The following is a 25,081-nucleotide window of genomic DNA, read 5'->3' as shown; positions in this document are numbered from 1 at the left end:
GGCTCTCCTTTCTACGGTGTCGGTCGTGGTGATGGCATTCCGTCCGGGCGCGCGGGAATTCCGCGTGCCGGGCCGCCACGTCCCCTTGTCCGGACTCGAACCGGAGTCATCGGGCCTGCCCGCACGAATGAACGGAGAGCGTGCGGTGCCGCCCGGGCTCTTCCTGACTGAGCTACAAGAGGGAGTTCACGCAACGAGGGCAGGCCCGATCAACGGGATACGTCCACCGTCGATCCCACCCGATCGCTACTCCCGGGGAGGCCCAGCAGCGCCCCACGGCTGTCGGCGACCCGCAGCGCGTCCGACAACGCCGTACACAAGTGCGCCACCATGCCGTGGAGTTCGGGCTCCGAAGGTGCCGCCTCCGCCAGCGTCCGGCGGACAAAGCCCAGCAGTTCCCGGCCCATCCCGAGCTGCACCGACTCCATCTCGTCGGCCAGCCGCCACAACGCGTCACACTCATCCGACCGGAGATAGCACGCACCCCCGTCCGGCCCCGGCCACGGCAGAAGCCGGCCGCCGCTCACCGCGGGCCCGCCCGCATCCGCTTTCGCCCCGGGTGGCCACGACTCCATGAACCCGCGCATGTCAGCCTGCCTTCGTCAGGTTGTCCACGCCCCCGGACCGGTAAAACGGTCACGGGGGTCTGCCGTGACAAGACCTTGCCGCCACAAATCGCCCAGTCCCATCCCAAGGCCCTATAGGGCGCCCTATATTTGAGGCATGGAGGAAACGCCCGGGCCTCTGTGGTCCCACCCGCAGTTAGCAACGGCGATTGCCAGTGAGGACTGGGGCGCCGTCTTCCGCACGTACCGCAAGCTCACCGGATTGAGCCAGACCAAGCTGGGTGAACGGACCGGCCTCGCCCAGTCCGACGTTTCCGATATCGAACGCGGCCGGCGACGAGTGACCTCCGCCGAGGTGCGGCAGCGGATCGTGGTCGGGCTCGGGCTACGGGACCGGTTCCAGGCTCTTGGTGCCGAGGCCGACAGCGGGAGCGGTCCAGTTCCCGGTCTGTCCCTGGGCAGCGCGCCAAACGAGGACCTGCTGGCCCGGGTAACGGGCGTGGTTGATGGAGACCAGCGGGTGGATGCTGCCACCCTCGACTGGCTCGACCGGCTGTTGGCCGAGCATCGCAGGGCCGAAGATCACATCGGCTCAAGGCCGTTGGTGGACGTGATGCACCAACAGCTACGCACCGTTGTGGAGTTGTACGCCGGAGCTCGGGGGCCTTTGACCGACCGGGTGGTCCGGCTGGCGGCGGAGCATGCACAGTTCCTTGCGTGGATGGCCCAGGATCAGGATGACCCGATCACGGCTCTGGCTTGGTACGACCGCTCCCACGAATGGGCGTTGGAAGCAGGAGACGCCAACATGGCGGCCACAACTCTCAACATGAAGGCGCACCTGGCGTGGTCCAAGGGTCGAGCTGTGCGTTGTGTGAACCTTGCGGAAGCCGCGCGGTGGTCGGCTCCTGGTACTTCTCGCGGCGTACAGGGGATGGCCGCGCAGATGGCTGCTCGTGGCCATGCGCTGGGCGGTGCGCGTGCTGAGGCGGACCGCCTCTTGGATGAGGCGCAGAGTCTCGTCAACGAAGCGGCCGGTCGTCCAGAGGATGAACCGGTCTGGATGTACTTCTACGACGAGACCTGGTTCACCATGCAGCGCGGCATGGCGGCACTGCATCTTCGTGACTGGCAGACCGCCGTTGATCAGTTGACGATCGGACTGGGAGCGATGCCAGACGTCTATCGGCGGGACAAGACGTGGTTCCGGTCCTGCCTTGCTCATGCTCTGGCAGGAGCGGACGAACCGGCTCGGGCGCTCTCCGTGGCCTTGCCAACCGTTAAAGACGCAGCCGCCGTCGGTCGCCCCCACTCGTGGAACGAATTGCATACGGCAACGGCTGTCCTGCTACGACGGGGCGCGAAGGAGGGACATCAGTTGGTAGCGGCCCTCAAAGACAACGACTGAGCGTTCAATGTGGTTCGAGGACCAACCGCCGGTCGCCTACGTCGAGGGCCTGTACACGGGCAGAGTGCACGACTCTCCGGCGATGGTTGAGCGGTTCCAGAACACATACGATCTTGCCCTGATGGACGCGCTCCTCACCCTCCTGCGAGCCACAGCGAAGGACTTCGGACATGACCTCTGACCACATAATCGCAACGGCCTCGACGCTCACCGGATGGCGCAAGAGCAGCTACAGCGGCCCCGATCAGGGCAGCTGCCTTGAAGTCGTCGACGGCATGCCCGGAGTGGTTCCGGTTCGGGACTCGAAGGACCCTGACGGCCCCGCGCTCGTCTTTCCCGCGGACGTCTGGAGCGCGTTCGTGCGCAGCGTCCGGACGGGGGAGCTTCCCTCGCTGTAGCCCGTGGCGGCCCTGTGGTCCGGACCGGTCCGGAGCGCAGGGCCGTTGGGTGCCTGCCGGATCTGCGGTCCGGGCCAAGGCTCGCGTGCCGGGGCGTCTTGGGCGTCCTGCCCCCTGGCAGAGCACGGGTTCGTCGTCGCGTGCCCCGGTCCAGAAGACCCGTCTACGCTGCAGTTATGAGCCATGCGATGGAACTCGTCATATTCGACTGCGACGGGGTACTGGTCGACAGCGAGCGCATCGCCGTGCGCGTGGATGCCCTCGTCCTGGCGAAGTGGGGGTGGAACCTCACCGAGGCCGAGATCGTCGAGCGGTTCATGGGCCGCTCGAACCAGTCCATGGCGAGGGAGGTGGAGGCCCACCTCGGGGACAGCCTGCCGGCCGGCTGGCAGGACGAGATCGAGCCGCTCTACCGCGAGGCGCTGGCCGCCGACCTCGTCCCCGTCCCCGGCGTCGTCGATGCCCTCGACGCCCTTGACGCGGTCGCCGATCTCTCCACCTGCATCGCGTCCAGCGGAAGCCACGACAAGATGCGTTTCACCCTGGGGCTGACCGGTCTCCGTCAACGCTTCGAGGGCCGCATCTTCAGTGCCGACGAGGTCGAGCACGGCAAACCGGCGCCCGACCTGTTCCTCCACGCCGCGCAGCGGATGGGCGTCTCGCCCCAGGCGTGCACGGTGGTCGAGGACAGCCCGTACGGACTGGAGGCGGCCCGAGCCGCGGGTATGCGCGCGTTCGCCTACGCGGGGGGAATGATTCCCACGCACCGCCTCGAAGGCCCCAGTACCGTCGTCTTCGACGACATGCGCAAACTGCCCGGCCTCCTCACCGATCGGTGACGGGGGCTCCCGCACCCTCCCGGGCCGGCTCTGACCACTCGTTTCGAGCCGACGGTTCCCCACGCGGGGGATGCCGTCAACTCCGCTCGCTGCCAGGCACGTTCCTCTGCAGGCGGTACCAGACGATCCCGGCGACGACGACACCCGAGGCGAGATAGAGCCAGCGCAGGTCGGACGTGCTGCTGCTGTTGAGGGAGGACGTCGAGAAGACGGCGGCGCCGACCACGGCCGCGGCCAGGGCCGCCGGGGAAACGCGCCGCTTCGGCGTGCCCTGGCGGGCGCGGACGCCCATGACCAGCGCGTAGGCGCCGAGGGCGAGGGCGAGGCCGACGAGGGGAGCCGTCAGACCCGGCATGCCGTCACGGGGAGTCTGCAGGGCCACAGCGGCGCCGAACATGACGGCGCACACCGGCGGCACCCAGAGCGGCAGGGGCGGACGCGCCGAAGCGTCGTGGGAACGGCGGGCCTGTCCGAGGTTGCTCCTCGTTTCTGCTGCGTCCATGGGGGCCATTGTGGCAGCCGAACGCCCGGTGCCCCCATCTGCCCTCGGTGCCGAGGGCATCCTCGGTGTGCAGCCGGCTGTGGAGAACGTCGAGGTTCACCGCGCATCGAGGAGGGGCAGGGCCGGTCCTCAATGCGCGGTGGCCTGGCCCGCACCGCCCACCCCCTACCGTCCGGGGGCGGCCTGGCGGCCCGGTTCTACTTCAGGTGGCGGTCGAAGAACCGGGTCCCGTCCACCAGCTCGAACGTCGGGGTGCCGGTGTGCCCGCCGAGGTTGGCGTGCAGCGTCTTCTCCTTGGTGCCGAAGGCGTCGAAGAGGTCCAGGGCCCGCTGCCGGGGGTTGCCCCGGTCGTCCCACTGGAGCAGGAACAGCAGCGGAACGGTGACCTGGCGGGCCTCCTCGCGCTGGGCGCGGGGCACGTAACCGCCGGCGAAAAGACCGGCGGCTTTGATGCGCGGCTCGGCCACGGCCAGCCGGATGCCGACGGCGGTCCACCCCGAGTACCCGACCGGGCCGCCGTCGATCTCGGGCAGCGTGAGGAGGGCGTCCAGGGTGGTCCGCCATTCCGGGACCGCCTTCTCGACCAGCGGGCCGACGAAGGACTCGAAGATCTCGTCGACCGGTTCGCCGGCCTGCATCGCCCGGCGGAGCTCGGCGCGGGCCTGGTCGTCGGTGGCGGAACGGGGCCGGTCACCGCTTCCGGGGGCGTCGATGGAGGCGACCGCGTAGCCGGCTGCCGCGTAGTGCCGGGCCCGGGCCACCAGCCGGGCTTCCGTCCTGGGCAGGCCGTTGTTGTGGGCCATCAGGATCAGCGGGGTCGGTACGGCGGATTCGGGCGTCCACAGGGTGCCGGGGATGTCGCCGAGGGTGAAGTCGCGGGCGAGGACGCCGTCGTCGAGGCGTTGTTCGGAAACGAACCGCATGGTCGTGCCTTTCGGGAGTGCGCGTGATCGGCGCTCCCGGACGACCTATCGCCCGGCCGTGACCCTGGAGGGGAGCACCCATGGAGATACTGTGTTCACGGGTACCACCTCCTTGTTCTCTCGCACGGCTTCCGGAAAGGTAGCAGGGGTCGGCGTGGGCGGCAACGGGTTTCGGCGGGCGTGCCGGGAGCCGCCGTGGGACGCCGGAAACGGGTGCCGGGGACGCGTGGGCCGGTTCCGTGACCGGGGCCGTAGCCGCCGCCGTATTACGCCGTGGGGGAGCCGTCTTCCCCGTACTGGCGCAGGTGTAAGGCCCGCAGCGCGATCTCCGTGGCGAAACGGTCGTCCGGGTGGGCCAGTTGGTCGCCGAAGGCGCGGTCGAGGATGCGCATGCGGTAGCGGACCGTCTGCGGGTGGACCCCCAACTGGTCGGCGACCTGGCCCGCGGTGCCGCGGGTGGTCAGCCAGATCCGTAAGGTGTCGATCAGGCGGGTGCGCTGCGCCGGCGTCAACCCGACCAGCGGCCCGAGGTACTTCCGGGCCATCTGGTCGGCGAGCGCCGGGTCGCCCAGCAGCCACAGCGGCAGCAGATGGTCCTCGCTGAGGATGAGCGAGTCGTCGTCGGAGGCACCGTCGACCGCTCCGGAACCCCCGACCGCCCCGGCGCCCCCGCTCACCCCTGCACGCCCGGCCGCGCCGGAACCCCCGACCACCCCCGAACTGGCCAGCGCCAGCGTGTGCCGCGCCCAGCGCAGCGAATCCGCCGCCTCGCCGAGCGCCGTGGTCAGCCCGACCGCGGCCCGGCAGCCGCCGAGCGCCGCGGTCAGCGAGGCGCGCCGCTCCTCGGTGAACGGCCCCGGTATCAGCAGGTGCGGCTCGGGATCGGCGAAGTCCTGGAGGACGTCGCGATCGAGCGCGGTGCGGGCCGGCCGGGTGCCGAAGGCGACCGCCACCATCGTGATCTCCTCCGGCAGCGGCCACGCCGCGTGCTCGGCGAGTTCGGCCAGCGCGCTGCGCGCCACCGCGGTGCCGCCGAGAATGCGGCGCAGCAGCCGGCGGCGCCGGTTGTCCGGCTCCTCGCCCAACTCGGCGAGCGCCTGCACGTATCCCTCGCGGGACAGCTCGGCCAGGTCTCCCATGTAGGCGAAGAGCGCGTCGGCGAAGGTCAGCATGAAGGACGCGGACAGGTTGTAGCGGCGCCCGACCGTACGCACCCGGCGCAGCGCCACCTGACAGCCGATCCGGTACGCGGCCTGGAGGTTGTCCAGGCTGCGGCCCTCGTACGCCTCGAAGCGGCCGAACCGGCGGCAGAGGTCGTCACGCAGCGAGGTGGTGGCGGTGGGGGCGGCCACCCGGTCCACGAACGTGGCGATGCTCTGCTCGATCCCGATTTTGATCACCCGGCTGTTGGGGCCCTCCAGGAGATGCCCGTATTCGGGGATCGCGGCGACGATTTCAGCCGCCATCTCTTTTAATAGACTCGGCAGTTCAGGGCGCATGATCGCGGCGAACTCCCGTGGAATCGGACCCGGTGCCTCCGTTTGCTCCGGGGTCTGCCGCATTACGGTCATGTCCGCCCCCTCCCGTGCGCCCCATCGCGCCTCGGTGACCTCGCTGCAACATAGACCAAACGTCTACGGAGCGCAGCCCCATGGACACGGAAACGTTGTCATCCCTGGCCGGGCGGGCCCCGTCCCCGGCCTGCGGGGGCCTGGCGTGGCGACGGTGGCGCGGGGCTCGCGGGCCGCGGGGGCCCGCTGATCGCGAAGTGGCCCGCGGGCCTGCAAGTGCTCACTCTTTTACAAAGTGCCCGGTGGCGATGTTGCCCCGGTGACAGAAAAATACCGGTCGGTAGCGGCCGGTGGAGATTCTTCGGCCGGATTCTTGCGCCCTCCGGTTACCCGTGCGTAACGTCCTCCACCGCAAGGGCAACCGACTGGAATCGGTACCCAACGTTCCAGGTAGTGAGTCGCAACCGAATTGCGCCCGAGCAGCGCAGACATCGGTTTTATCAGGCACGCCAACTCCCAGGAAGGAACAGCCCGTGCGTAAGATCTCCCCTCTCGTCAAGGGTGGCGTCGTCACCGGCGCCGCGCTCGCCGCGTCCCTCGTCCTCGCCATCAGCCCGGCCTCCGCGGCCGGCACGTGGTCGGTCACCGGCGGCGGTTCGTTCACGGCCACCTCCACCAACACCACGCTGAAGGACACCGCCACCGGCACCACGCTCAGCTGCAAGTCGTCCACCGCGACCGGCAGCGCGCCGAACACCACCGGTGCCAGCGGCACCGGCATCGCGTCGATCGCCGGCGTGACCTGGACCACCTGCTCCGGCCCGCTGGGCATCACGTTCACCGTCACGGCCGACAACACCCCGTGGGCGCTGAACGCCGTCAGCTACAGCGGCGGCGTCACCACCGGCACCCTGACCGGTGTCGAGGCGCACATCAGCGGCCTCGGCTGCACCGCCACCTTCGCGGGCGCGAGCGCCACCACGCCGGCCACGCTGGACGTGAGCTACACCAACTCCACGCACGACCTGAAGGTGTTGGGTACCGGCAACCTGCACGCCTACAACGTGTCGGGCACCTGCCTCGGCCTGATCAACACCGGTGACGCGACCACGTACACCGGCGACTACATCGTCTCGCCGAGCACCCTGCAGATCACCTCGCCGTGACCCGGCGGATCTCGTAGCGGGCGGGTTCGCTGCACCACCGCATCGCCGCACCACCGCACGAGCAGGGACCCCGGCCCGCGGTCTGAGGCCGGGGTCCCTGTGCCAGGGAGGGGACTTGCGTCATGAGAGCAGCTTCGAGGGGGACGACGGGATGAGATTCACCCGGCGGAGGATCAGGGCGAGCGCCGTGCTGGGTGCGGCCGTTTTCGGCGGGGCGCTCATGCTGGGTGCTCCGGCGTCGGCGGCAACGGGTTCCGCCGCGGACGGCGGATGGACGGTCACGCCGGGGGGTGCGTTCTCGGCCACGTCCACGTCGGCCGTCATGGAGGACGCCACCACCGGTACGGCGTTCACGTGTGGGCTCTCGGTTGCGGGCGCGCTCATGACGGGTTCCGGACTGCCGGGCGCGGGCATCGCAGACATCACCGTGGTGTCGTCGTTCACTTGCAGCGGCCCGCTCGGCATCAAGATGACGGCCACGGCCGGCCACCTGCCGTGGGGGGTGAACGCCTCCGGATACGACGCGGCCACCGATGCCACGACGGGCACCCTGACGGGCGTGTCGCTGCACTGGAGCGGTCTCGGGAACACCGACGACTTCGACGGCCCGGGCGGTGCCGGTTCCGGGACGGGAACGATCGACGCCGCGTACGTCAACGGAACCCACCAACTCAGGCTCAGCGGCGGCAACCTGCGGACGTACAACACCGCGGGCACATTCCTCGGCCTCATCAATGACGGTGACGCGTGGAACTTCACCACCACCCTGAACGTCACCCCGGCCCAGACCATCCGCCCGGACGGCGTGCCCGGCTGACGGTCCCCGCGGTGAGCCCAGGCGAGGCGCAGGGCCCCGCCAGGACTCACTGGAGGACAAAATTCCGGTTGCCGTTTGTCACCCGATGACAAGAATTCCGGGCTCCGGAAATTCGCCGGATCTTCGGCCGTTCGATCACTTGTCCACCCTTATTACCCACACGTAATGTCCTGCCGCCAGGGCTGGAAGAGGAGTTCGGAAATGAGGGGTGCCGTGCGAGTGAGCCGACCGCGTCCGCGTCGAGTGGTGCAGCTCGCGGGCGTCGCGGCCGCCGCGCTCCTGGCGGGGCTGCTGCCGGGCACGGACTCCGCGGCGAGCGGCGAGCCCGACGGGGTCTCGCTTGCGTACACCTGCCAGTTCGGCGCCGGCCAGGACCCGCAGGACATCAGCGTCGGCATCAAGCAGGCGTACCCGGCGGACGGGACCGTCGGCAAGCCGATCCAGCCGGGCGACCTGACGCTGACCGTCGGTATCCCGCGGGCCGCCGTCACCGCGCTGGTCCCGGCCGAGGCCGACACCCTCAGCGGCAGCACCGACATGAAGACGAACGTCACCCAGGGCACCTCGCGGACCGTGGTGATCTGGCCGGACCTGACCGCGAAGTCCACCACCGTGGCCGGCAGCGGCGATCTCGACCTGGTCTTCACCGGCAAGGTGCCGGGTGTCTCGGTGACGGCCGGGGGTGATCTGGTCTTCGCTGCCGGCGACCTGGACCTGACGCTGCATCCGCAGTCCGCTGCCGGTACGCCCTCGGACCCGGGCACACCCACCGCGGACCCGTCGACCCCCGCCGATTCCGGTACGGGCGGAAGCAGTTCGGACGACAGTGGAGCGGTCAGCCCGTCGGACATCTCCGGCAACGCTCCCGCCGGTTCCGGCACCGTCGCCAGTGGCAGCGCCGCAGGGTCGCTCACCGACATCACCGGGCTGTGCGCGGCCAAGGCAGGTCAGGACATCACCCTCGGGACGGTGACGGTGCCCGGTGGCACCTCTTCGACGCCGTCCTCCGGCACCTCGACCGGCGCCACGGGGACGTCCGGTACGCCGTCCGGCTCCCCGTCGTCCTCCCCGTCCGCGGGCAGCTCGCCGACAAACACGCGTACCACCATCGTCCCGCTGGACACGTCTCCGCCGCACTCGGGCCGGACCACCTGCGATGCGGCGCCGAAAGGTGAGCTGGATCCCAGCCGACTGCCCACTCCACCGGCAGGAGCCATCATCCTGCCCCCTGCAGGAGTGACCTATCCGGACGCGCTCCTGTGTGGTTACTTCACCGGATTCTCCAACGTCAACAAGCTCAACGGCGCGATGATCGTCAACGATCCCCGTGGCAAGCCTGGGCTGGCCACGATCAATACGGATCGCCGCCTTGCCGTGGTGCCGGCCATCAACTACTACGAGCAGGATTCGCTTCTCGGGATTCAACTGCCCACCTCGCACTCGACGTTCCTCAGTTTCGAGTTCGTGCCGATCACTGCTGACGTGAACTTTGTCGCCGAAGGCCCCATGACCGTCGCCAGCAACGGCTATCCCGCGCAGGGGATTCCCCAGATCACCACAGTCGGCGGCTACCAGGACCTGCGGCTCAGCAACGTGAAGGTCAACGGCGTGTCCATGAACCTCGGTTCCGGCTGCCACACGGCCAAGCCGCTGAACGTCGTCCTCACCGGTCGGCAGGACGAGGGCCTGCCGGGCGACGACGGCAGGCCGGACTACGTGCTCGAGACCGGCGGGCCGCTCGTCGACAACAACCTGGTCATCCCGCCGTTCACGGGTTGCGTGACGCGTGACGGCGACAACCTGAACTCGCTCTTCACCGCGTCCCTTTCGGGACCGGGCAACACGCTCAACTTCGTCCAGGCGCCGCTGTGTTCACCGAGCGACGGCACCACGCCGCAAAACTGCGTCGAACCCGACATCCCGCTGCCCCAGCTCCCCGTCCGCGCCGGGTCCACCAAGTGACCGCCGCCGCCGGACGTACCTCCGTCCACCGCACCACCGCCCCCCACCCGTCCGTCCACCACAACCGCCCCCGGGAGGTGCAATGGGAATCGAAGTGATCGTCGAGGGTCTGACGAAGTCCTTTGGCAAACAGACCGTCTGGGAAGACGTGACGCTCACTCTGCCGCCCGGCGAGGTCAGCGTGATGCTCGGGCCTTCCGGCACCGGCAAGACCGTGTTCCTGAAATCCGTGATCGGCCTGCTCAAGCCGGAGCGGGGCCGGGTGATGGTGAACGGCGTCGACATGGTCGGCGGCAAGGAGCGGGACATCTACGAGACCCGCAAGCTGTTCGGCCTGATGTTCCAGGACGGCGCGCTGTTCGGCTCGATGAACCTCTTCGACAACATCGCCTTCCCGCTGCGGGAGCACACCCGCAAGAAGGAGTCGGAGATCCGCCGCATCGTCATGGAGCGGATGGACATGGTCGGCCTGATCGGGTCGGAGGGGAAGCTGCCCGGCGAGATATCCGGCGGGATGCGCAAACGCGCCGGGCTGGCACGGGCGTTGGTGCTGGACCCGCAGATCATCCTGTGCGACGAACCGGACTCCGGGCTCGACCCGGTGCGCACCTCGTACATCTCGCAGCAGTTGATCGACCTCAACGCGCAGATCGACGCCACGATGCTGATCGTCACGCACAACCTCGACATCGCCTCGACCGTGCCGGACAACATGGGGATGCTCTTCCGGCGCCGGCTGGTCGCCTTCGGGCCGCGCGAGTTGCTGCTGACCAGCGACGAGCCGGTGGTGCGGCAGTTCCTGGGCGGCCGCAAGGAGGGCCCGATCGGGATGGCCGAGGAGAAGGACGAAGCCACCCTGGCCCGCGAGCAGTCGACCGACCTGCCCGCCGAACTGCCGCGCCGGATCGCCCCCCAGCTCGAACCGAGCCCCGGACTGCCGCCGCGCCAGGCCGTGCAGCGCCGCCGGGCCCGGGTGCTGGCGATGTGGGACGACCTGCCGGTCGCCGCGCGGACGGCCATGAAGGCCGGACTCGCCCCCGCGCAGGCCCCCGTACAGGAGGAGCACGCATGACCGGGCCCGCCGCGGAGGTGGCCGGATGACCGCGCCGCCCGTACCGGAGTCCGCACCGCGGAAGGTGTCGCCCGCGCGCTCCGCGGCCGTCCCCCGCCGCTCCATCCCCGGCGCCGGCGCGCTGCGCGAGACCGGCCAGCTCCTGACGCTTGCGGCGACCACCGTCCGGGACACTTTCCGGCGGCCGTTCCAGATCCGCGAACTCATCGAGCAGTTCTGGTTCGTGGCGAGCGTGACGATCCTGCCCGCGGCGCTGGTGTCGATCCCGTTCGGCGCCGTGATCGCGCTTCAAGTCGGTTCGCTTGCGCAGCAGTTGGGGGCCCAGTCGTTCACCGGCGGGGCGAGCGTGCTGGCGGTGATCCAGCAGGCCAGCCCGCTGATCGTGGCGCTGCTGATCGCGGGCGCGGGCGGCAGCGCGATCTGCGCGGACCTCGGCTCGCGGAAGATCCGCGAGGAGCTGGACGCGATGGAGGTGATGGGCGTCTCCCCGGTGCAGCGGCTGATCGTGCCGCGGGTGCTGGCCACGATGCTCGTCGCCCTGCTGCTCAACGGCCTGGTCTCGGTGGTCGGCACCGCCGGCGGCTACTTCTTCAACGTGATCGTGCAGCACGGCACCCCGGGCGCGTACCTGTCCAGCTTCTCCGCGCTCGCCCAACTGCCCGACCTGTACATCTCCGAGATCAAGGCGGTGATCTTCGGCTTCATCGCCGGGATCGTCGCCGCCTACCGCGGGCTGCACCCCAAGGGCGGCCCGAAGGGCGTCGGCGACGCGGTCAACCAGTCCGTGGTCATCACCTTCCTGCTGCTGTTCGTGGTCAACGTGGTGCTGACCGCGATCTACCTCCAGCTCGTGCCGCAGAAGGGAGCCTGAGCGATGGCCCTGCTCGACAAGGACGCCCCGCGGCCCGAGCCGCCCGAGCCCGCCGCCGCGCCGCAGCCCCGCGCCCGCCGGGTGCGCCCGGGACGCTGGCTGCGCTGGCTGGACGACACCGGCGACCACCTGCTCTTCCACGTCAAGGCCGTGCTGTGGGTGCCGCGCACCCTGCGCCGCTACCTCAAGGAGGTACTGCGGCTGCTGTCCGAGGTGGCCTTCGGCAGCGGCGGCCTGAGCGTCATCGGCGGCACCGTCGGCGTGATGATCGGCATGACGCTGGCCACCGGCACCGTCGTCGGCCTGCAGGGCTACGCGGCGATGAACGAGCTGGGCACCGCCGCGTTCACCGGCTTCATCTCCGCCTACTTCAACACCCGCGAGATCGCCCCGCTGATCGCCGGCCTCGCGCTGTCCGCGACCGTCGGCGCCGGGTTCACCGCACAGCTCGGCGCGATGCGGATCAACGAGGAGGTCGACGCGCTGGAGAGCATGGGCGTGCGCTCGATGCCCTACCTCGTCACGACCCGGATCATCGCCGGCGTGGTCGCGATCATCCCGCTCTACGGCATCGGCCTGCTCAGCAGCTACGCGGCCTCCCGGCTGGTGACCGTGTGGTTCAACGGCCAGTCGCCCGGCACCTACGACCACTACTTCAACCTCTTCCTCGCACCGGAGGACGTACTGCTGTCCATACTGAAGGTGCTGATCTTCAGCGTCGTGGTGATCCTCGCGCACTGCTACTACGGCTTCACCGCCAAGGGCGGCCCGGCCGGGGTGGGGATCGCCGTCGGACGGTCGGTGCGCAACGCGATCGTGATCATCTCGCTCACCGACTTCTTCCTGTCGCTGGCGCTGTGGGGCGCCACCACCACCGTGCGGGTGGCGGGATGACCACCACCGACACCCGTACCCCGGGGCCGCCGCCCGCTCCGCCCGCCCCGCCGGCCCGCCCGGTCCGCGGCTGGGGCAGCGGCGCCGCCCGCCGCCGCACCGCCGGCATCATCTTCCTGCTGGTGCCCGCGCTGCTGGCCTGGCTCGCGGTCGCCGTCTACGACAAGTCGTTCAGCAACGACGCCAAGGTCACCGTGGACACCGGAAGCGCCGGCAACGAGATGAACCTCGGCGCCGACGTGAAGATGCGCGGCGTCGTGGTCGGCCGGGTCACCGCCATCCACGCCAACGGCACCGGCGCCCGGCTGACGCTGGCCATCGACCCCGGCAGGCTGCACCAGATCCCGGCCGGCGTCACCGCGCAGATGCTGCCGACCACGCTGTTCGGCGAGCGGTTCGTCGCGCTCGTACCGCCGGCCGACAGTCCCTCGGGCGGCCCCGCGCTGGCCGCGCACAGCACCATCCCGCAGGACCGCTCCGCCGACGCCGTCGAACTCGAACAGGTGCTGGACAACGTGATGCCGCTGCTGACGGCCGTCCAGCCGCAGAAACTCGCCGCCACCCTCAACGCGGTCGCCACCGCACTCGACGGCCGCGGCCAGGAACTCGGCACCACCCTGGTCCAGCTCGACCGCTACCTCACCAAGCTCAACCCCCAACTGCCCGCGCTCACCGACGACATCAAGCAACTGGTGACGGTCAGCAACACCTACAACGCGGCCGCGCCCGACATCGTCCAGGCGCTCACCGACTTCACCAAGACCAGCGGCACCATCGCCCAGCAGCAGGCCAACCTCAGCACGCTGTACGGCTCGACCACCGCCACCGCGCAGGACATCACCACCTACCTGCGGCAGAACAAGGAGAACCTGATCCACCTCGCCGCCGACAGCCGCGGCACCCTGCAACTGCTCGCCGAGTACGCCCCGTCCTTCCCCTGCACGCTGCGCACCCTCGCCGACTTCGTGCCGGCGATGGACAAGGTGCTCGGCAAGGGCACCGACGAACCCGGCCTGCACGTCGACGTCACCGCGGTCGCCTCCCGCGGCAAGTACGTGGCCGGCAAGGACACCCCGGTGTACGACGCGAGCGGCGGCCCGCAGTGCTACCCGGTGCCGTACACCGGCCGCGGCACCACCCCGATCGCCAACTCCCCGCAGGAGAACGAGCTGGTCGACGAGTTGCTCGCGCCCGGCATGAACACCTCGCCCGGAAAGCTGCCCGACTGGAGCAGCGTGCTGACCGGGCCGGTCTACCGCGGGGCGGAGGTGACGGTGAAGTGAACCGCCGCAGCCTGACCGGGCCGATCGTCAAGTCGCTGATCTTCATCCTGGTCACCGCCTTCGCCACCACGGTGCTCGCGGTGAGCATCGCGGGCGCCGGGGTCGGCAACACCTCCGGCTACAACGCCGAGTTCACCGACACCACCGGGCTCAACAAGGGCGACAGCATCCGGATCGCCGGCGTCAAGGTCGGTCAGGTCGAGTCGATCAAGGTGGTCAGGCACCGGGTCGCCAAGGTGCACTTCTCCGTGCAGAAGGGCCGCACCCTGCCCGCCTCGGCCACCGCGACCATCAAGTACCTCAACCTGGTCGGCCAGCGCTACATCGACCTGGAGCAGGGCAGCGGCCCGGTCGGCAGCAGCCTGCACCCGGGCGCCACCATCCCGCTCGGCCACACCACGCCCGCGCTGGACCTCACCGAGCTCTTCAACGGCTTCCAGCCGCTCTTCGAGGGGCTCTCCCCGAAGGACGTCAACCAGCTCTCCGGGGAGATCGTGCAGGTCCTCCAGGGCGAGGGCGGCACCGTGGACAGCCTGCTCGGCAACATCGGCTCGCTCACCACCACGCTCGCCGCGAAGGACCAGGTGATCGGCCAGGTGATCGACAACCTCAACTCGGTGCTGACCACCGTCAACACCCGCGAGGCCGGCTTCAACGACCTGATCACCTCGCTCCAGCAACTCGTCACCGGCTTCTCCGCCGACCGCGAGCCGATCGGCCAGTCCATCACCGCCATCTCCCAACTCACCACCAGCACCGCCGGGTTGCTCCAGGACGGCCGGCAGCCGCTGAAGAACTCCATCGCCCAGCTCAACCGGGTCTCCACCAATCTCGGTGACAACACGCCGCAGTTGCAGAAGTTCCTCACCACCACCCCGGGCAAGCTCCAGACCATCGGCCGGCTGGCCTCCTACGGCTCGTGGCTCAACCTCTACCTGTGCCAGGCCACCGTGCACGGCGTCACCACCTCCGACGGCAGCGCGCCGCCCACCGGTATAGCGATCACCGAATCGAGGTGCCGGTCATGAGGCTGAGACCGCCCACGCTCCGCCTGCGCCGCCACCCCGCCCGGCGCGGCCACCCGCTCTTCCGGCCGCTGCGCGAGCGCAACCAGATCGCGGTCGGCGTCGTCGGCCTGCTGGTACTCGCTCTGCTCAGCCTCGTCGCGTACAACGCCGACGCGCTGCCGCTGATCGGCGGCGGCACCACGTACTCCGCCCACTTCACCGAGGCGGCCGGCCTGAAGAGCGGCAACGAGGTGCGGGTGGCGGGCGTCAAGGTCGGCAAGGTCACCCATGTGGGGCTGGACGGCGACCAGGTCAAGGTCACCTTCCGGGTCCGGCACACCTGGATCGGCGACGCCAGCACCGCCGCCATCGGCATCAAGACGCTGCTCGGCGAGAAGTACCTCGCGCTGGACCCGCTCGGCGACCGCGAGCAGGACCCCGGCGACACCATCCCCAAGTCCCGCACCACCTCGCCGTACGACGTGACGCAGGCGTTCAACGGGCTCGGCCAGACCTTCGGCGCGATCGACACCGACCAGCTCGCGGCGAGCTTCCAGGCGATCTCCGACACGTTCAAGGACACCCCGGCCTCGGTGCGTACCGCCGCCACCGGGCTGTCGTCGCTGTCCAAGACCATCTCCAGCCGTGACGCGCAGCTCGCCTCGCTGCTCAGCGGTAGCAAGAAGCTCACCAAGACCCTCTCCGACCAGAACAGCCGCTTCCAGGAGCTGATCTCCGACGGCAACCTGCTGCTCGGGGAGGTCGAGAAACGGCGGACCGCCATCCACTCCCTGCTCACCGGCACCCAGAACCTGGGCACCCAGCTCAACGGCCTGGTCGCCGACAACGACAAGCAGCTCGCGCCCACCCTGGCCGCCCTCGACCGCGTCACCAACGTGCTGCTCGCCAACCAGAGCAGCCTCGACAAGGTGCTGGCGCTGGCGGGCCCCTACTACCAGGTGGTCGGCAACACCCTCGGCAACGGCCGCTGGTTCGACAGCTACCTGTGCGGGCTGGTGCCGAAGAACTACCTGCCCAGCGGCACCCCGCCGACCACCGGCTGCATGCCGCCCAAGGCGACCGGAGGAGCGTCGTGAGCGTCTTCCCGCGGCGGCTGAGCCGCGCGCTGTCCGTGGCGGTGGTGCTGGTGATCGTCGCGGCCGCGGCCGTCACCGCCGGGTTCGTCGCCCTCGGTGGGCCGTCCGGCAAGCACGTCACCGCGTACTTCGACCGTACGGTCGGCGTGTACGCCGGGTCCGACCTGCGCATCCTCGGCGTGAAGGTCGGCACGGTGGAGTCCGTCAAACCGCAGGGCAAGCAGGTCAAGGTGGCGCTGCGGCTGGACCACGGCATCAAGGTGCCGGCGAAGGCCGGCGCCGTGGTGGTCGCGCCCAGCGTGGTCGCCGACCGCTACATCCAGCTCACCCCCGCGTACACCGGCGGCGCCCAACTGGCCGACCACGGCGTCATCCCGGCCGCCCGCACCGCGACACCGGTCGAGATCGACCAGCTCTACGCCTCCGTCACCCAGCTCAGCAAGGCGCTCGGCCCCAACGGCGCGAACACCACCGGCGCCCTGTCGAACCTGCTCGACGTCGGGTCGCAGAACCTCAAGGGCAACGGCAAGGACATCGGCGACAGCATCGACCAGCTCGGCCAGGCCACCAAGACCCTCAACGGCCACAGCGACGACCTGTTCTCCACCCTCGCCTACCTCCAGTCCTTCACCACCATGCTCAAGAACAACGACGGCAAGGTGAAGACCGCCACCGACCAGCTCTCCACCGTCAGCGGCTTCCTCGCCGACGACAAGGAGGACCTCGGCGGCGCGCTCCAGCAACTGTCCACCGCGCTCGGCTCGGTGAAGACCTTCATCCAGGACAACCGCGGCCGGCTGAAGACCAGCATCACCAAGCTCACCCCGATCACGCAGACGCTCGTCGACCAGCGCGCCTCGCTCGCCGAACTCCTCGACGACGCCCCGCTCGCCGCCGACAACCTCCTCAACACGTACAACCCGAAGACCGGCACGCTCGACGGCCGCACCGACATCAACGAGCTGAGCATGGGCGGCAGCGTCGACCCGACCGACACGACGTCCACGGCCGGCACGGGCACCACTGGCACCACCTCCAACACCGCTGCGAGGAAGGGCACTTCGGGTCCGAACGCCTCCACCCCGCCGCTGCCGCTGCCACCGGTCGGCACGGTCTACGGCAGCAGCGGCAGTGACGGCAGCGGCAGCAAGGGGGCGGCCAAGTGAACGCCCGCCACGCGGCCGCCGCGGCCCTGCTCACCGCGACCGCCCTCACCCTCACCGGCTGCTCCTTCACCAACGTGCAGAGCATGCCGCTGCCCGGCGGCGCCAACCTCGGCAGCCACCCCTACACCGTCAGGGCCCAGTTCGCCGACGTCCTCGACCTGGTGCCGCAGGCGTCGGTACGGGTCAACGACGTCGCCGTCGGCCGGGTCACCAAGATCGCGCTGGCGCACGGCGGTTGGTCGGCCATCGTCACCATGAAGCTCAACGGCAACGTGAAACTCCCGTCGAACGCCTACGCGCACCTGGAGCAGTCCAGCCTGCTCGGCGAGAAGTACATCCAGCTCGCCGACCCGCCCAGCACCGAACCCGCCACCGGCAAGCTCCAAGCCGGCGACACCATCCCCACCTCGCACACCAACCGCAACCCCGAGGTGGAAGAGGTCTTCGGCGCGCTGTCCCTGGTGCTCAACGGCGGCGGCATCCAGCAGATCCACACCATCAGCACCCAGCTCAACAAGGCGCTCAGCGGCAACGAACCCGCGGTCCGCGACATGCTCACCCAGGTCAACACGCTCGTCTCCGACCTGGACGCCCACAAGAAGGACATCACCGACGCCCTCGACGGCGTCAACAAGCTCTCCGCGACCCTCGCCACCCGCGACCAGAAGATCGGCACCGTGCTCACCAGCCTCAGCCCGGGCCTGAAGGTGCTGGAGCAGCAGCGCGGCTCGCTGGTCACCATGCTCCGCTCGCTCGACACCCTCTCGGGCGTCGCCACCGACACGGTCAACCGGAGCAAGGACGACATCGTCGCCGACCTGAAGTCCCTCGGCCCCACCCTCCAGCGGCTCGCCGACGCCGGCGACGACCTGCCCGACTCCCTCCAGGTGCTGCTCACCTACCCGTTCACCGACGAGGTGCTCAACGGCGTCAAGGGCGACTACCTCAACGTCTACCTCGACCTCACCGCGGCCTCCGGTACCCAGCTCATCCCCGAACTCCAGGCCGGCGACAGCGACTACCCGGGCCTGCAGTCCGTGGACCCCTCGGTGCGGAAGAAGTCCGCGAAGCCCCCGACCGGTCTGCCGTTGCCGCTGCCCTCGGTCACGACGCCGTCGAGTACCACCCCTTCGGGCGCCACCCCCTCGGGCACATCCTCGTCGGCCACCACCTCAGGGGGCCACTGATGCTGACCCGCGCCACCGTCGCCAAGAACATCGCCTTCCTGATCGTCGCGGTCCTCGTGATCGGTTTCGTCGGCGTCCGCTACGCCGACCTCGGCCGCTACGTGGGCTTGCGCGGCTACTACACCGTGGACGTGCAACTGCCCGAGGCGGGCGGCCTGTTCGAGCACGCCGACGTCACCTACCGGGGGGTCTCGGTCGGCCGGGTCGGCCCGATCCGGCTCACCCCCGACGGCGTCGAGGCGGAACTGCGGATCAACAACTCCGCCCCGCACATCCCCAGCCGGCTCTCCGCGGTCGTCGCGAGCCTGTCCGCGGTCGGCGAGCAGTACATCGACCTGCAACCCCGCACCAGCGACGGGCCCTACCTGCACGGCGGTTCGACCATCGCGCAGGCCAGCACCAAGGTGCCCGCGCCCGTCACCAACCTGCTCACCAGCGTCAACGACCTCGCCCAGTCCGTGCCGTTGGACGCCCTGCGCACCGACGTCGACGAACTCGGCCTGGCGTTCAGCGGCCAGGGCGACAACCTCCAGTCCCTGCTCGACACCAGCAGCGAGTTCCTGACCGCCGCCGACGCCAACCTCCCCGTCGACACCACGCTCATCAACGACGGGCGGACGGTGCTGCGCACCCAGGTCGACGAGTCGGACGCGATCAAGAACTTCGCCACCAGCGCCAACCAGCTCGCCGCGCAGCTCGACGACTCCGACACCGACCTGCGCCGCCTCATCGCGGCCGCGCCCGGCGCCGCGACCCAGGTCAGCGCGCTGCTGCGGGACGTCGGCCCCAACCTCAGCGTGGTGCTGGCCAACCTGCTGACCACTTCCGACATCGCGGTCACCCGGCAGAACGGCATCCAGGAGTTCCTGGTGAAGATGCCCGCCGTGGCCGCCGCGGGCTCCTCGGCGGTCAAGGACGGCAAGCTGGACTTCGGCATGGCCGTCACCTTCTTCTCACCGCTGCCGTGCACGTCGGGATACGGCGGCACCACCTACCGCAACGGCCTCGACACCAGCCCGCCGGCCACCGCGTTCAACACCGCGGCCCGCTGCACCGCGCCCGCCTCCTCCGGTACCGACGTCCGCGGCTCCGCGCACGCGCCCGGCGGCGGGGGAGTGCCGACCCCCGCGCAGCCGGGGTCGGTCCTGCCGACGTCCACGCAGTCGTCGACGGCCGCGGCTCCCGCGGCCACGCCCGCCGTGGGGCCGGCGCTGCCCGGCGCCCTCGCCCTGCCCGCGCTGCCCGCCGCCGGGCCCACCACCATGGCGGGCCTGCTCGGCCTGGAGGACCAACGATGAGCGGTACGACGGATGAGGCGGAGCCGGACGTGAGCACGGAGGCGGAGCCGGAGTTGGAGCCGGACCCGGATGCGGACCCGGAGCGGGAGTTGGGACCGGATGCGAAGGGGGAGCCGGAGTTGGGGCCGGAGTCCGACGAGGGGGCCGCGGACGCCGACGAGGGGAGGTCCACCCCGCGCCGCCGGGCCGCCGGCGTCCTGCGCGCGCTGCGGGCCCGGCGGACCGCGGTCGCCTGGGCCACGATGCTGACCGCCGCGCTGCTGCTGTGCGGGCTCTCCGCCTGGTCCTACGCCGACACCCGTGGCGACGGCGCGCTGTCCTACGGCAAGGCCCGCGACGCCGCTCAGGGCGCGGGGGAGCAAGGGGTGGCCCGGCTCAACACCGTGGACTCCGCGCACGTCGACCGCGACCTCGACGGCTGGCTCGGCGTGACCACCGGCCCGCTGCACGACCAGCTGACCCGTACCCACGGTTCCGACACCGCGACGATGAAGGCGGCCGGCACCTCCACGAACGGCACCGTCACGGACGCGGCCGTCACCGAGCTCGACACCCGGGCCGGCACCGCGAAGATCATCGTCACCGTCCAGGTCCGCCTCACCCCCAAGTCCGGTACGGCCACCACCGATCGCAAACGCTTCGAAGCCAACCTGTCCCGTACCGCCGGCACCTGGAAACTCGCCGCCCTCACCGCGGTCCCGATCGGCGCGAGCTAAGGGATGACCACCGACATGACGACAACGGACAAGACCGCGGCCGCGCCCGAGGAAACCGAGCACGCTGAGCGAATCGCGCGCGCCGACCCGGCCGAGGCGGCCGATCCCGTCGACACCGACACCGACAGCACCGCCGACAGCGGTACCGACACCGACACCGACGCCGATCGTTCGGCGGAGCCGGGCGCGGGCGGGCGGGGCGCCTGGGCCGGGCGGGTGCTGCGGCGCGCACGGTCGTACGGATGGCGGCGGATCGCCGGGGCCGCCGCCATCGCCGTCCTGCTGCTGGGCTCCGGCGGCCTGCTCTACGCCGCGCAGGACCTCAAGGACCCGGCGGCCACCCGCAACCACGCGCTCACCGACAGCGCCGCCACCGACCAGGTGATCGGCGACGTCAGCAGCGCGCTGAGCCAGATCTTCGCGTACACGCCCGACGGCACCGACGCCACCGAGCAGGCCGCCCGCAACGTCCTCGCGGGCAGCGCGGCCACCCAGTACCAGGCGCTGTTCGCGCAGATCAAGCAGAACGTCGCCACCCAGCAACTCACCCTCACCACAAGGGTCGTACGGGCCGGCGTGGTCAGCCTCACCGGCGACCACGCCCGCCTGCTGGTCTTCCTCGACCAGACCGCGCAGCGCGCGGGCTCCACCGCCACCAGTGCCGCCGCCCAACTCTCGGTCACCGCCGAGCAGAAGAACGGCCACTGGCGGATCACCGCTCTCAAGGCCCGCTAGGGGAGAGGCAGATGCCACGTATGCGTTTCGGCTCGCGCCCACCGCGCAAGGACGACCCCGAGGGCGTCGAGCACGTCGAGCACGTCGAGGACATCGCGGATGTCGAGGACGCCGCGGACGTCGCGAAAGCGGCCGAGCCCGCGCGGGTACGGCGCCCGGCGCCCGCCGGACGGCGGCCGTTGCTGGGCGCGGCGGTCGCCCTGGTGGTGGCCGCGGCCGTCGCCGCCGCGTGGACCGGCTGGTCGTGGTACTCCGCCGCGCACGACGACAACGCGGCGTTCGCCCGTACCCGGGACACCGTGCTGGCCGCGGGCGAGCAGGCCGTGCAGAACATGAACACGCTCGACCACGCCCACCTCTCGGCGGGTCTCGCCGTGTGGGAGCAGAGCACCACGGGCGACCTGCACAGCCAACTCGTGCAGGGCCGGGCCGACTTCGAGAAGCAGGTGCAGCAGGCGCAGACGGTCAGCACCGCGAAGGTGCTGAGCGGCGCGGTGACCGACCTCGACGACCGCACCGGCAAGGCCGATGTGATGGTCGCTCTCCAGATCACCGTGCAGGCGCCCAAGTCGAAGCCCGCGGTGAAGGAGAGCCGGCTGCTCGGCGAGATGACCCGCACCTCGGCCGGGTGGAAGCTCAGCGCGCTCGGCGACGCGCCGATGGGCGACAGCGCCTCCACCGCGGCCGACCCCACGGCAGCCCCGACCGCCGATCCCACCGCCACCGCCGGCCACTGACGCCCGCAGCGCCGTACCGCCGTACCGCCGCACGTCGTCCGCGAGAGGACCGCAGCCCATGTCGACCACCCGCCACCTCATCAACCGGCAGCGCAGGCTCGCCGCGGCGTCCGCGGCGGCGAGCGAGCGCACCGTACGACCGGCCCGCGACCGTACCGACGGTACCGACCGTACGGCCGCGGGCTCCGGCTCGGGCAGCGGCACGGCCGAGCGCGCCCCCGCCAGGTCCGGCCGGACCGCGACCGCGGTCCGCCCGCGCCGCCCCGCCGCCCCGGCCGAGACCGCCGGGAAGGACGAGGCGGCCCCGCGCCGTACCGCGTCCCTGCGGCTGCCCGCCCGCTTCCCCCTCACCATCGCCGTGCTCGCCCTGCTCACCGTGCTGCTCGGCGGCTTCGCGGCCTGGGCGGCCGGGAAGGCGTCCGCCCTGCACGACGGCTCGGCCACCTCCAACACCGCGCTCACCGACAACGCCCGCACCGCCGAGGTCAAGGGCCAGATCGCGCAGGACGTGAACTCCGTCTTCTCCTACGACTACACCGACACCGCCCGGACCGACACCGCCGCGAAGAAGGTGCTCACCGGCAAGGCGGTCCAGCAGTACGCCACGATGATCGCCCAGGTGAAGGCGGCCGCCCCGAAGCAGAAGCTCGTGCTGACCACCACCGTCACCGACACCGGCGTGGAGATGATCAGCGGCGACCGGGCCCGGGTGCTGGTCTACGCCGACCAGGCGAACACCTCCACGGCCAAGGGCGCGAACGCCGGCAGCGCCTACTCGGCGGCCATGTTCGCGGTCGACGCGGTCCGCCAGGCGGGCAGCTGGAAGATCGCCTCGATCGACACCTTCGCCTGACGTCTTCGGCCGATCCCCTCCGCCGTGCACTATGGAGGAGCGGCGCCCGCAACCCGTGCGAAACGGTGTGGTGCAATGCTCCTGATCCCCCGGGTTGCCGACGGCGGGGGAGCGGTGCCTGACCGGCGAGGATGGATGGATATGGACAAGCAGCAGGAGTTCGTTCTCCGCACCCTGGAGGAGCGGGACATCCGCTTCGTACGGCTGTGGTTCACCGACGTGCTCGGCTACCTGAAGTCGGTCGCCGTCGCCCCCGCCGAGCTGGAGCAGGCGTTCGACGAGGGCATGGGCTTCGACGGCTCCGCGATCGAGGGCTTCGCCCGGGTGTACGAGTCCGACATGATCGCCAAGCCGGACCCGAGCACCTTCCAGATCCTGCCCTGGCGTGCGGAGGCGCCCGGCACCGCCCGGATGTTCTGCGACATCCTGATGCCCGACGGCTCCCCGTCCTACGCCGACCCGCGCTACGTCCTCAAGCGCGCCCTGGCCAAGACCTCCGACCTCGGCTTCACCTTCTACACGCACCCCGAGATCGAGTTCTTCCTGCTCAAGGAGCGCCCGCTGGACGGCAGCCGGCCGACCCCCGCGGACAACTCCGGTTACTTCGACCACACCCCGCAGAACGTCGGCATGGACTTCCGCCGCCAGGCGATCACCATGCTGGAGTCGATGGGCATCTCGGTCGAGTTCTCCCACCACGAAGGCGCCCCCGGCCAGCAGGAGATCGACCTGCGCTACGCCGACGCGCTGTCCACCGCCGACAACGTGATGACGTTCCGGCTGGTGATGAAGCAGGTGGCCCTGGAGCAGGGCGTGCACGCCACCTTCATGCCCAAGCCGTTCTCGGAGTACCCCGGCTCCGGCATGCACACCCACCTCTCGCTCTTCGAGGGCGACCGCAACGCGTTCTACGAGTCCGGCGCGGAGTTCCAGCTCTCCAAGGTCGGCCGGTCCTTCATCGCGGGCCTGCTCCGGCACGCCGCCGAGACCGCCGCCGTCACCAACCAGTGGGTCAACTCCTACAAGCGGATCTGGGGTGGTTCCCAGCGCACCGCGGGCGCCGGCGGCGAGGCCCCCTCGTACATCTGCTGGGGCCACAACAACCGGTCCGCGCTCATCCGCGTGCCGATGTACAAGCCCGGGAAGACCGGCTCCACCCGCGTCGAGGTCCGCTCCCTCGACTCCGGCGCCAACCCCTACCTCTCCTACGCCGTCCTCCTCGCCGCCGGCATGAAGGGCATCCAGGAGGGCTACGAACTCCCGGCCGGCGCCGACGACGACGTCTGGGCCCTCACCGACTCCGAGCGCCGCGCCCTCGGCATCGAGCCCCTGCCCCAGAACCTCGGCGAGGCGATCGACCTCATGCAGCGCAGCGAACTCGTCGCCGAGACCCTCGGCGAGCACGTCTTCGACTTCTTCCTGCGCAACAAGAAGCAGGAGTGGGAGGAGTACCGCTCCGAGGTCACCGCGTTCGAGCTGCGCAAGAACCTGCCGAACCTGTAAGCACGGGTCGGCGACTGAGCGAGGCGCCCCCGGGCCCGCCTTGGGGCGGGTACTCCGGGGGTGGCAGGACAGGGGTGCCCGGGGGCGGGTCAGCGGACGCGGCCCTCGTCCTCGTCGGTGTCGGAGTCCTCGCCGGGGACGTGGACGTCGCGGACGTTGATGTTGATCTCGACGACCTCGAGTCCGGTCATCAGCTCCACCGCGCTGGTGACGCTGCCCCGGATGTCGGAGGCGGTCTCGGCGATGTGCGTGCCGTAGTCGACGACCACGTCGATGTCGAGGGCCGCCTGCTCCTCGCCGACCTCGACCTTCACCCCGCGGGTGTGGTCGTCGGAGCGGGAGACGCGGTCGCGGACCGCCCCCACGGCACGAGCGGCGCCGCCGCCCATCGCGTGGACCCCTTCGACCTCCCGGGTGGCGATCCCGGCGATGGTGGCCACCACCGTGTTGGCGATCGTCGTCTTCCCGGCGGTGTCCTTCTTGCGCCCGGGTGTTGTCTTCGCAGTGCTCTCCGCGGTTGTCATGGGGCAAGCCCCTTCCCTCTCGACTGCTCGCTGACGAAATGCGGGC

26 protein-coding genes are annotated in these 25,081 nt (G+C 70.4%); 20 read left to right on the top strand and 6 right to left on the bottom strand.

The features are described from left to right. Positions 1–209 precede the first annotated feature (209 nt). Positions 210–449: a hypothetical protein gene (locus OG370_RS11615; protein WP_328463268.1), complete on the bottom strand. Its 240-nt coding sequence runs from the start codon at positions 447–449 to the stop codon at positions 210–212. Positions 450–723: 274 nt separating this feature from the next. On the opposite strand from OG370_RS11615, the gene OG370_RS11610 reads away from it, so the two are divergent. From OG370_RS11610 to OG370_RS11595, 3 genes are all read left to right on the top strand, one after another. Further along, a complete protein-coding gene (locus OG370_RS11610; protein WP_328463266.1) occupies positions 724–1,974 on the top strand; it encodes a helix-turn-helix domain-containing protein in 1,251 nt (416 codons plus the stop codon). A 170-nt stretch (positions 1,975–2,144) separates the two neighbouring features. Next, a complete protein-coding gene (locus tag OG370_RS11600) occupies positions 2,145–2,372 on the top strand; it encodes a DUF397 domain-containing protein (protein ID WP_328463264.1) in 228 nt (75 codons plus the stop codon). A 176-nt stretch (positions 2,373–2,548) separates the two neighbouring features. Then, on the top strand, positions 2,549–3,211 hold the full coding sequence (locus tag OG370_RS11595) for an HAD family hydrolase (protein WP_328463262.1): 663 nt from the start codon (positions 2,549–2,551) through the stop codon (positions 3,209–3,211). Positions 3,212–3,287: 76 nt separating this feature from the next. Here the strand turns inward: OG370_RS11595 and OG370_RS11590 are convergent, their stop codons facing one another. The 3 genes from OG370_RS11590 to OG370_RS11580 all read right to left on the bottom strand — a co-directional run bounded on the left by OG370_RS11590 (position 3,288) and on the right by OG370_RS11580 (position 6,207). After that, on the bottom strand, positions 3,288–3,713 hold the full coding sequence (locus tag OG370_RS11590; protein WP_328463260.1) for a hypothetical protein: 426 nt from the start codon (positions 3,711–3,713) through the stop codon (positions 3,288–3,290). A 197-nt stretch (positions 3,714–3,910) separates the two neighbouring features. After that, positions 3,911–4,636 (bottom strand): dienelactone hydrolase family protein, encoded by a 726-nt coding sequence (locus OG370_RS11585; protein WP_328463258.1) that lies wholly within the window; start codon positions 4,634–4,636, stop codon positions 3,911–3,913. A gap of 266 nt (positions 4,637–4,902) precedes the next feature. Beyond that, a complete protein-coding gene (locus tag OG370_RS11580) occupies positions 4,903–6,207 on the bottom strand; it encodes a helix-turn-helix domain-containing protein (protein ID WP_328463256.1) in 1,305 nt (434 codons plus the stop codon). A gap of 473 nt (positions 6,208–6,680) precedes the next feature. On the opposite strand from OG370_RS11580, the gene OG370_RS11575 reads away from it, so the two are divergent. Further along, positions 6,681–7,313 carry a hypothetical protein gene (locus OG370_RS11575; protein WP_328463254.1) on the top strand — a complete coding sequence of 211 codons (633 nt, stop codon included), beginning with the start codon at positions 6,681–6,683 and terminating at the stop codon, positions 7,311–7,313. Between the two features lie 120 nt (positions 7,314–7,433). Here the strand turns inward: OG370_RS11575 and OG370_RS11570 are convergent, their stop codons facing one another. Beyond that, entirely contained in the window at positions 7,434–7,697 is a 264-nt protein-coding gene (locus tag OG370_RS11570) for a hypothetical protein (RefSeq protein ID WP_328463252.1), read from the bottom strand. Between OG370_RS11570 and OG370_RS11565 the strand changes: the two genes are divergently transcribed. The 16 genes from OG370_RS11565 to glnA all read left to right on the top strand — a co-directional run bounded on the left by OG370_RS11565 (position 7,696) and on the right by glnA (position 24,511). Beyond that, positions 7,696–8,130: a hypothetical protein gene (locus OG370_RS11565; protein ID WP_328463250.1), complete on the top strand. Its 435-nt coding sequence runs from the start codon at positions 7,696–7,698 to the stop codon at positions 8,128–8,130. The genes OG370_RS11570 and OG370_RS11565 overlap by 2 nt on opposite strands. 219 nt (positions 8,131–8,349) lie before the next feature. Continuing rightward, positions 8,350–10,092, top strand: a complete 1,743-nt coding sequence (locus OG370_RS11560) for a DUF6801 domain-containing protein (protein ID WP_328463248.1) — start codon at positions 8,350–8,352, stop codon at positions 10,090–10,092. A gap of 82 nt (positions 10,093–10,174) precedes the next feature. Further along, positions 10,175–11,164 (top strand): ABC transporter ATP-binding protein, encoded by a 990-nt coding sequence (locus OG370_RS11555; protein WP_328463246.1) that lies wholly within the window; start codon positions 10,175–10,177, stop codon positions 11,162–11,164. A 25-nt stretch (positions 11,165–11,189) separates the two neighbouring features. After that, on the top strand, positions 11,190–12,035 hold the full coding sequence (locus tag OG370_RS11550; protein WP_328463244.1) for an MlaE family ABC transporter permease: 846 nt from the start codon (positions 11,190–11,192) through the stop codon (positions 12,033–12,035). Between the two features lie 3 nt (positions 12,036–12,038). Further along, positions 12,039–12,929: an MlaE family ABC transporter permease gene (locus tag OG370_RS11545; protein WP_328463242.1), complete on the top strand. Its 891-nt coding sequence runs from the start codon at positions 12,039–12,041 to the stop codon at positions 12,927–12,929. Next, a complete protein-coding gene (locus tag OG370_RS11540; RefSeq protein ID WP_328463240.1) occupies positions 12,926–14,212 on the top strand; it encodes an MCE family protein in 1,287 nt (428 codons plus the stop codon). The genes OG370_RS11545 and OG370_RS11540 overlap by 4 nt, the downstream gene beginning before the upstream one ends. Continuing rightward, the gene (locus OG370_RS11535) at positions 14,209–15,240 is read left to right on the top strand and encodes an MCE family protein (RefSeq protein WP_328463238.1); all 1,032 of its coding nucleotides are present in this window, start codon (positions 14,209–14,211) and stop codon (positions 15,238–15,240) included. The genes OG370_RS11540 and OG370_RS11535 overlap by 4 nt, the downstream gene beginning before the upstream one ends. After that, positions 15,237–16,316, top strand: a complete 1,080-nt coding sequence (locus OG370_RS11530) for an MCE family protein (RefSeq protein WP_328463236.1) — start codon at positions 15,237–15,239, stop codon at positions 16,314–16,316. Before OG370_RS11535 ends, OG370_RS11530 begins: the two co-directional genes overlap by 4 nt. Next, positions 16,313–17,482 carry an MCE family protein gene (locus tag OG370_RS11525; protein WP_328463234.1) on the top strand — a complete coding sequence of 390 codons (1,170 nt, stop codon included), beginning with the start codon at positions 16,313–16,315 and terminating at the stop codon, positions 17,480–17,482. The genes OG370_RS11530 and OG370_RS11525 overlap by 4 nt, the downstream gene beginning before the upstream one ends. Next, positions 17,479–18,669, top strand: a complete 1,191-nt coding sequence (locus OG370_RS11520) for an MCE family protein (RefSeq protein WP_443060651.1) — start codon at positions 17,479–17,481, stop codon at positions 18,667–18,669. Before OG370_RS11525 ends, OG370_RS11520 begins: the two co-directional genes overlap by 4 nt. Beyond that, positions 18,669–19,967 (top strand): MlaD family protein, encoded by a 1,299-nt coding sequence (locus OG370_RS11515; RefSeq protein WP_328463232.1) that lies wholly within the window; start codon positions 18,669–18,671, stop codon positions 19,965–19,967. The genes OG370_RS11520 and OG370_RS11515 overlap by 1 nt, the downstream gene beginning before the upstream one ends. Next, the gene (locus tag OG370_RS11510) at positions 19,964–20,683 is read left to right on the top strand and encodes a hypothetical protein (RefSeq protein WP_443060650.1); all 720 of its coding nucleotides are present in this window, start codon (positions 19,964–19,966) and stop codon (positions 20,681–20,683) included. Before OG370_RS11515 ends, OG370_RS11510 begins: the two co-directional genes overlap by 4 nt. Positions 20,684–20,698: 15 nt before the next feature. After that, the gene (locus tag OG370_RS11505) at positions 20,699–21,418 is read left to right on the top strand and encodes a hypothetical protein (protein ID WP_328463230.1); all 720 of its coding nucleotides are present in this window, start codon (positions 20,699–20,701) and stop codon (positions 21,416–21,418) included. Between the two features lie 182 nt (positions 21,419–21,600). Continuing rightward, positions 21,601–22,155 (top strand): hypothetical protein, encoded by a 555-nt coding sequence (locus OG370_RS11500; RefSeq protein WP_328474006.1) that lies wholly within the window; start codon positions 21,601–21,603, stop codon positions 22,153–22,155. A gap of 58 nt (positions 22,156–22,213) precedes the next feature. Then, entirely contained in the window at positions 22,214–23,008 is a 795-nt protein-coding gene (locus OG370_RS11495; RefSeq protein WP_328463228.1) for a hypothetical protein, read from the top strand. Between the two features lie 141 nt (positions 23,009–23,149). Continuing rightward, on the top strand, positions 23,150–24,511 hold the full coding sequence (gene glnA / locus OG370_RS11490) for a type I glutamate--ammonia ligase (protein WP_328463226.1): 1,362 nt from the start codon (positions 23,150–23,152) through the stop codon (positions 24,509–24,511). Positions 24,512–24,600: 89 nt separating this feature from the next. Here the strand turns inward: glnA and OG370_RS11485 are convergent, their stop codons facing one another. Continuing rightward, positions 24,601–25,035, bottom strand: a complete 435-nt coding sequence (locus OG370_RS11485) for an Asp23/Gls24 family envelope stress response protein (RefSeq protein ID WP_328463223.1) — start codon at positions 25,033–25,035, stop codon at positions 24,601–24,603. Positions 25,036–25,081 lie beyond the last annotated feature (46 nt).

The organism is Streptomyces sp. NBC_00448 (assembly GCF_036014115.1).
Taxonomy (GTDB): Bacteria; Actinomycetota; Actinomycetes; order Streptomycetales; family Streptomycetaceae; genus Actinacidiphila.
The sequence above is the reverse complement of the archived record's forward strand: the minus strand, read 5'-3'. Positions and strand labels throughout refer to the sequence as shown.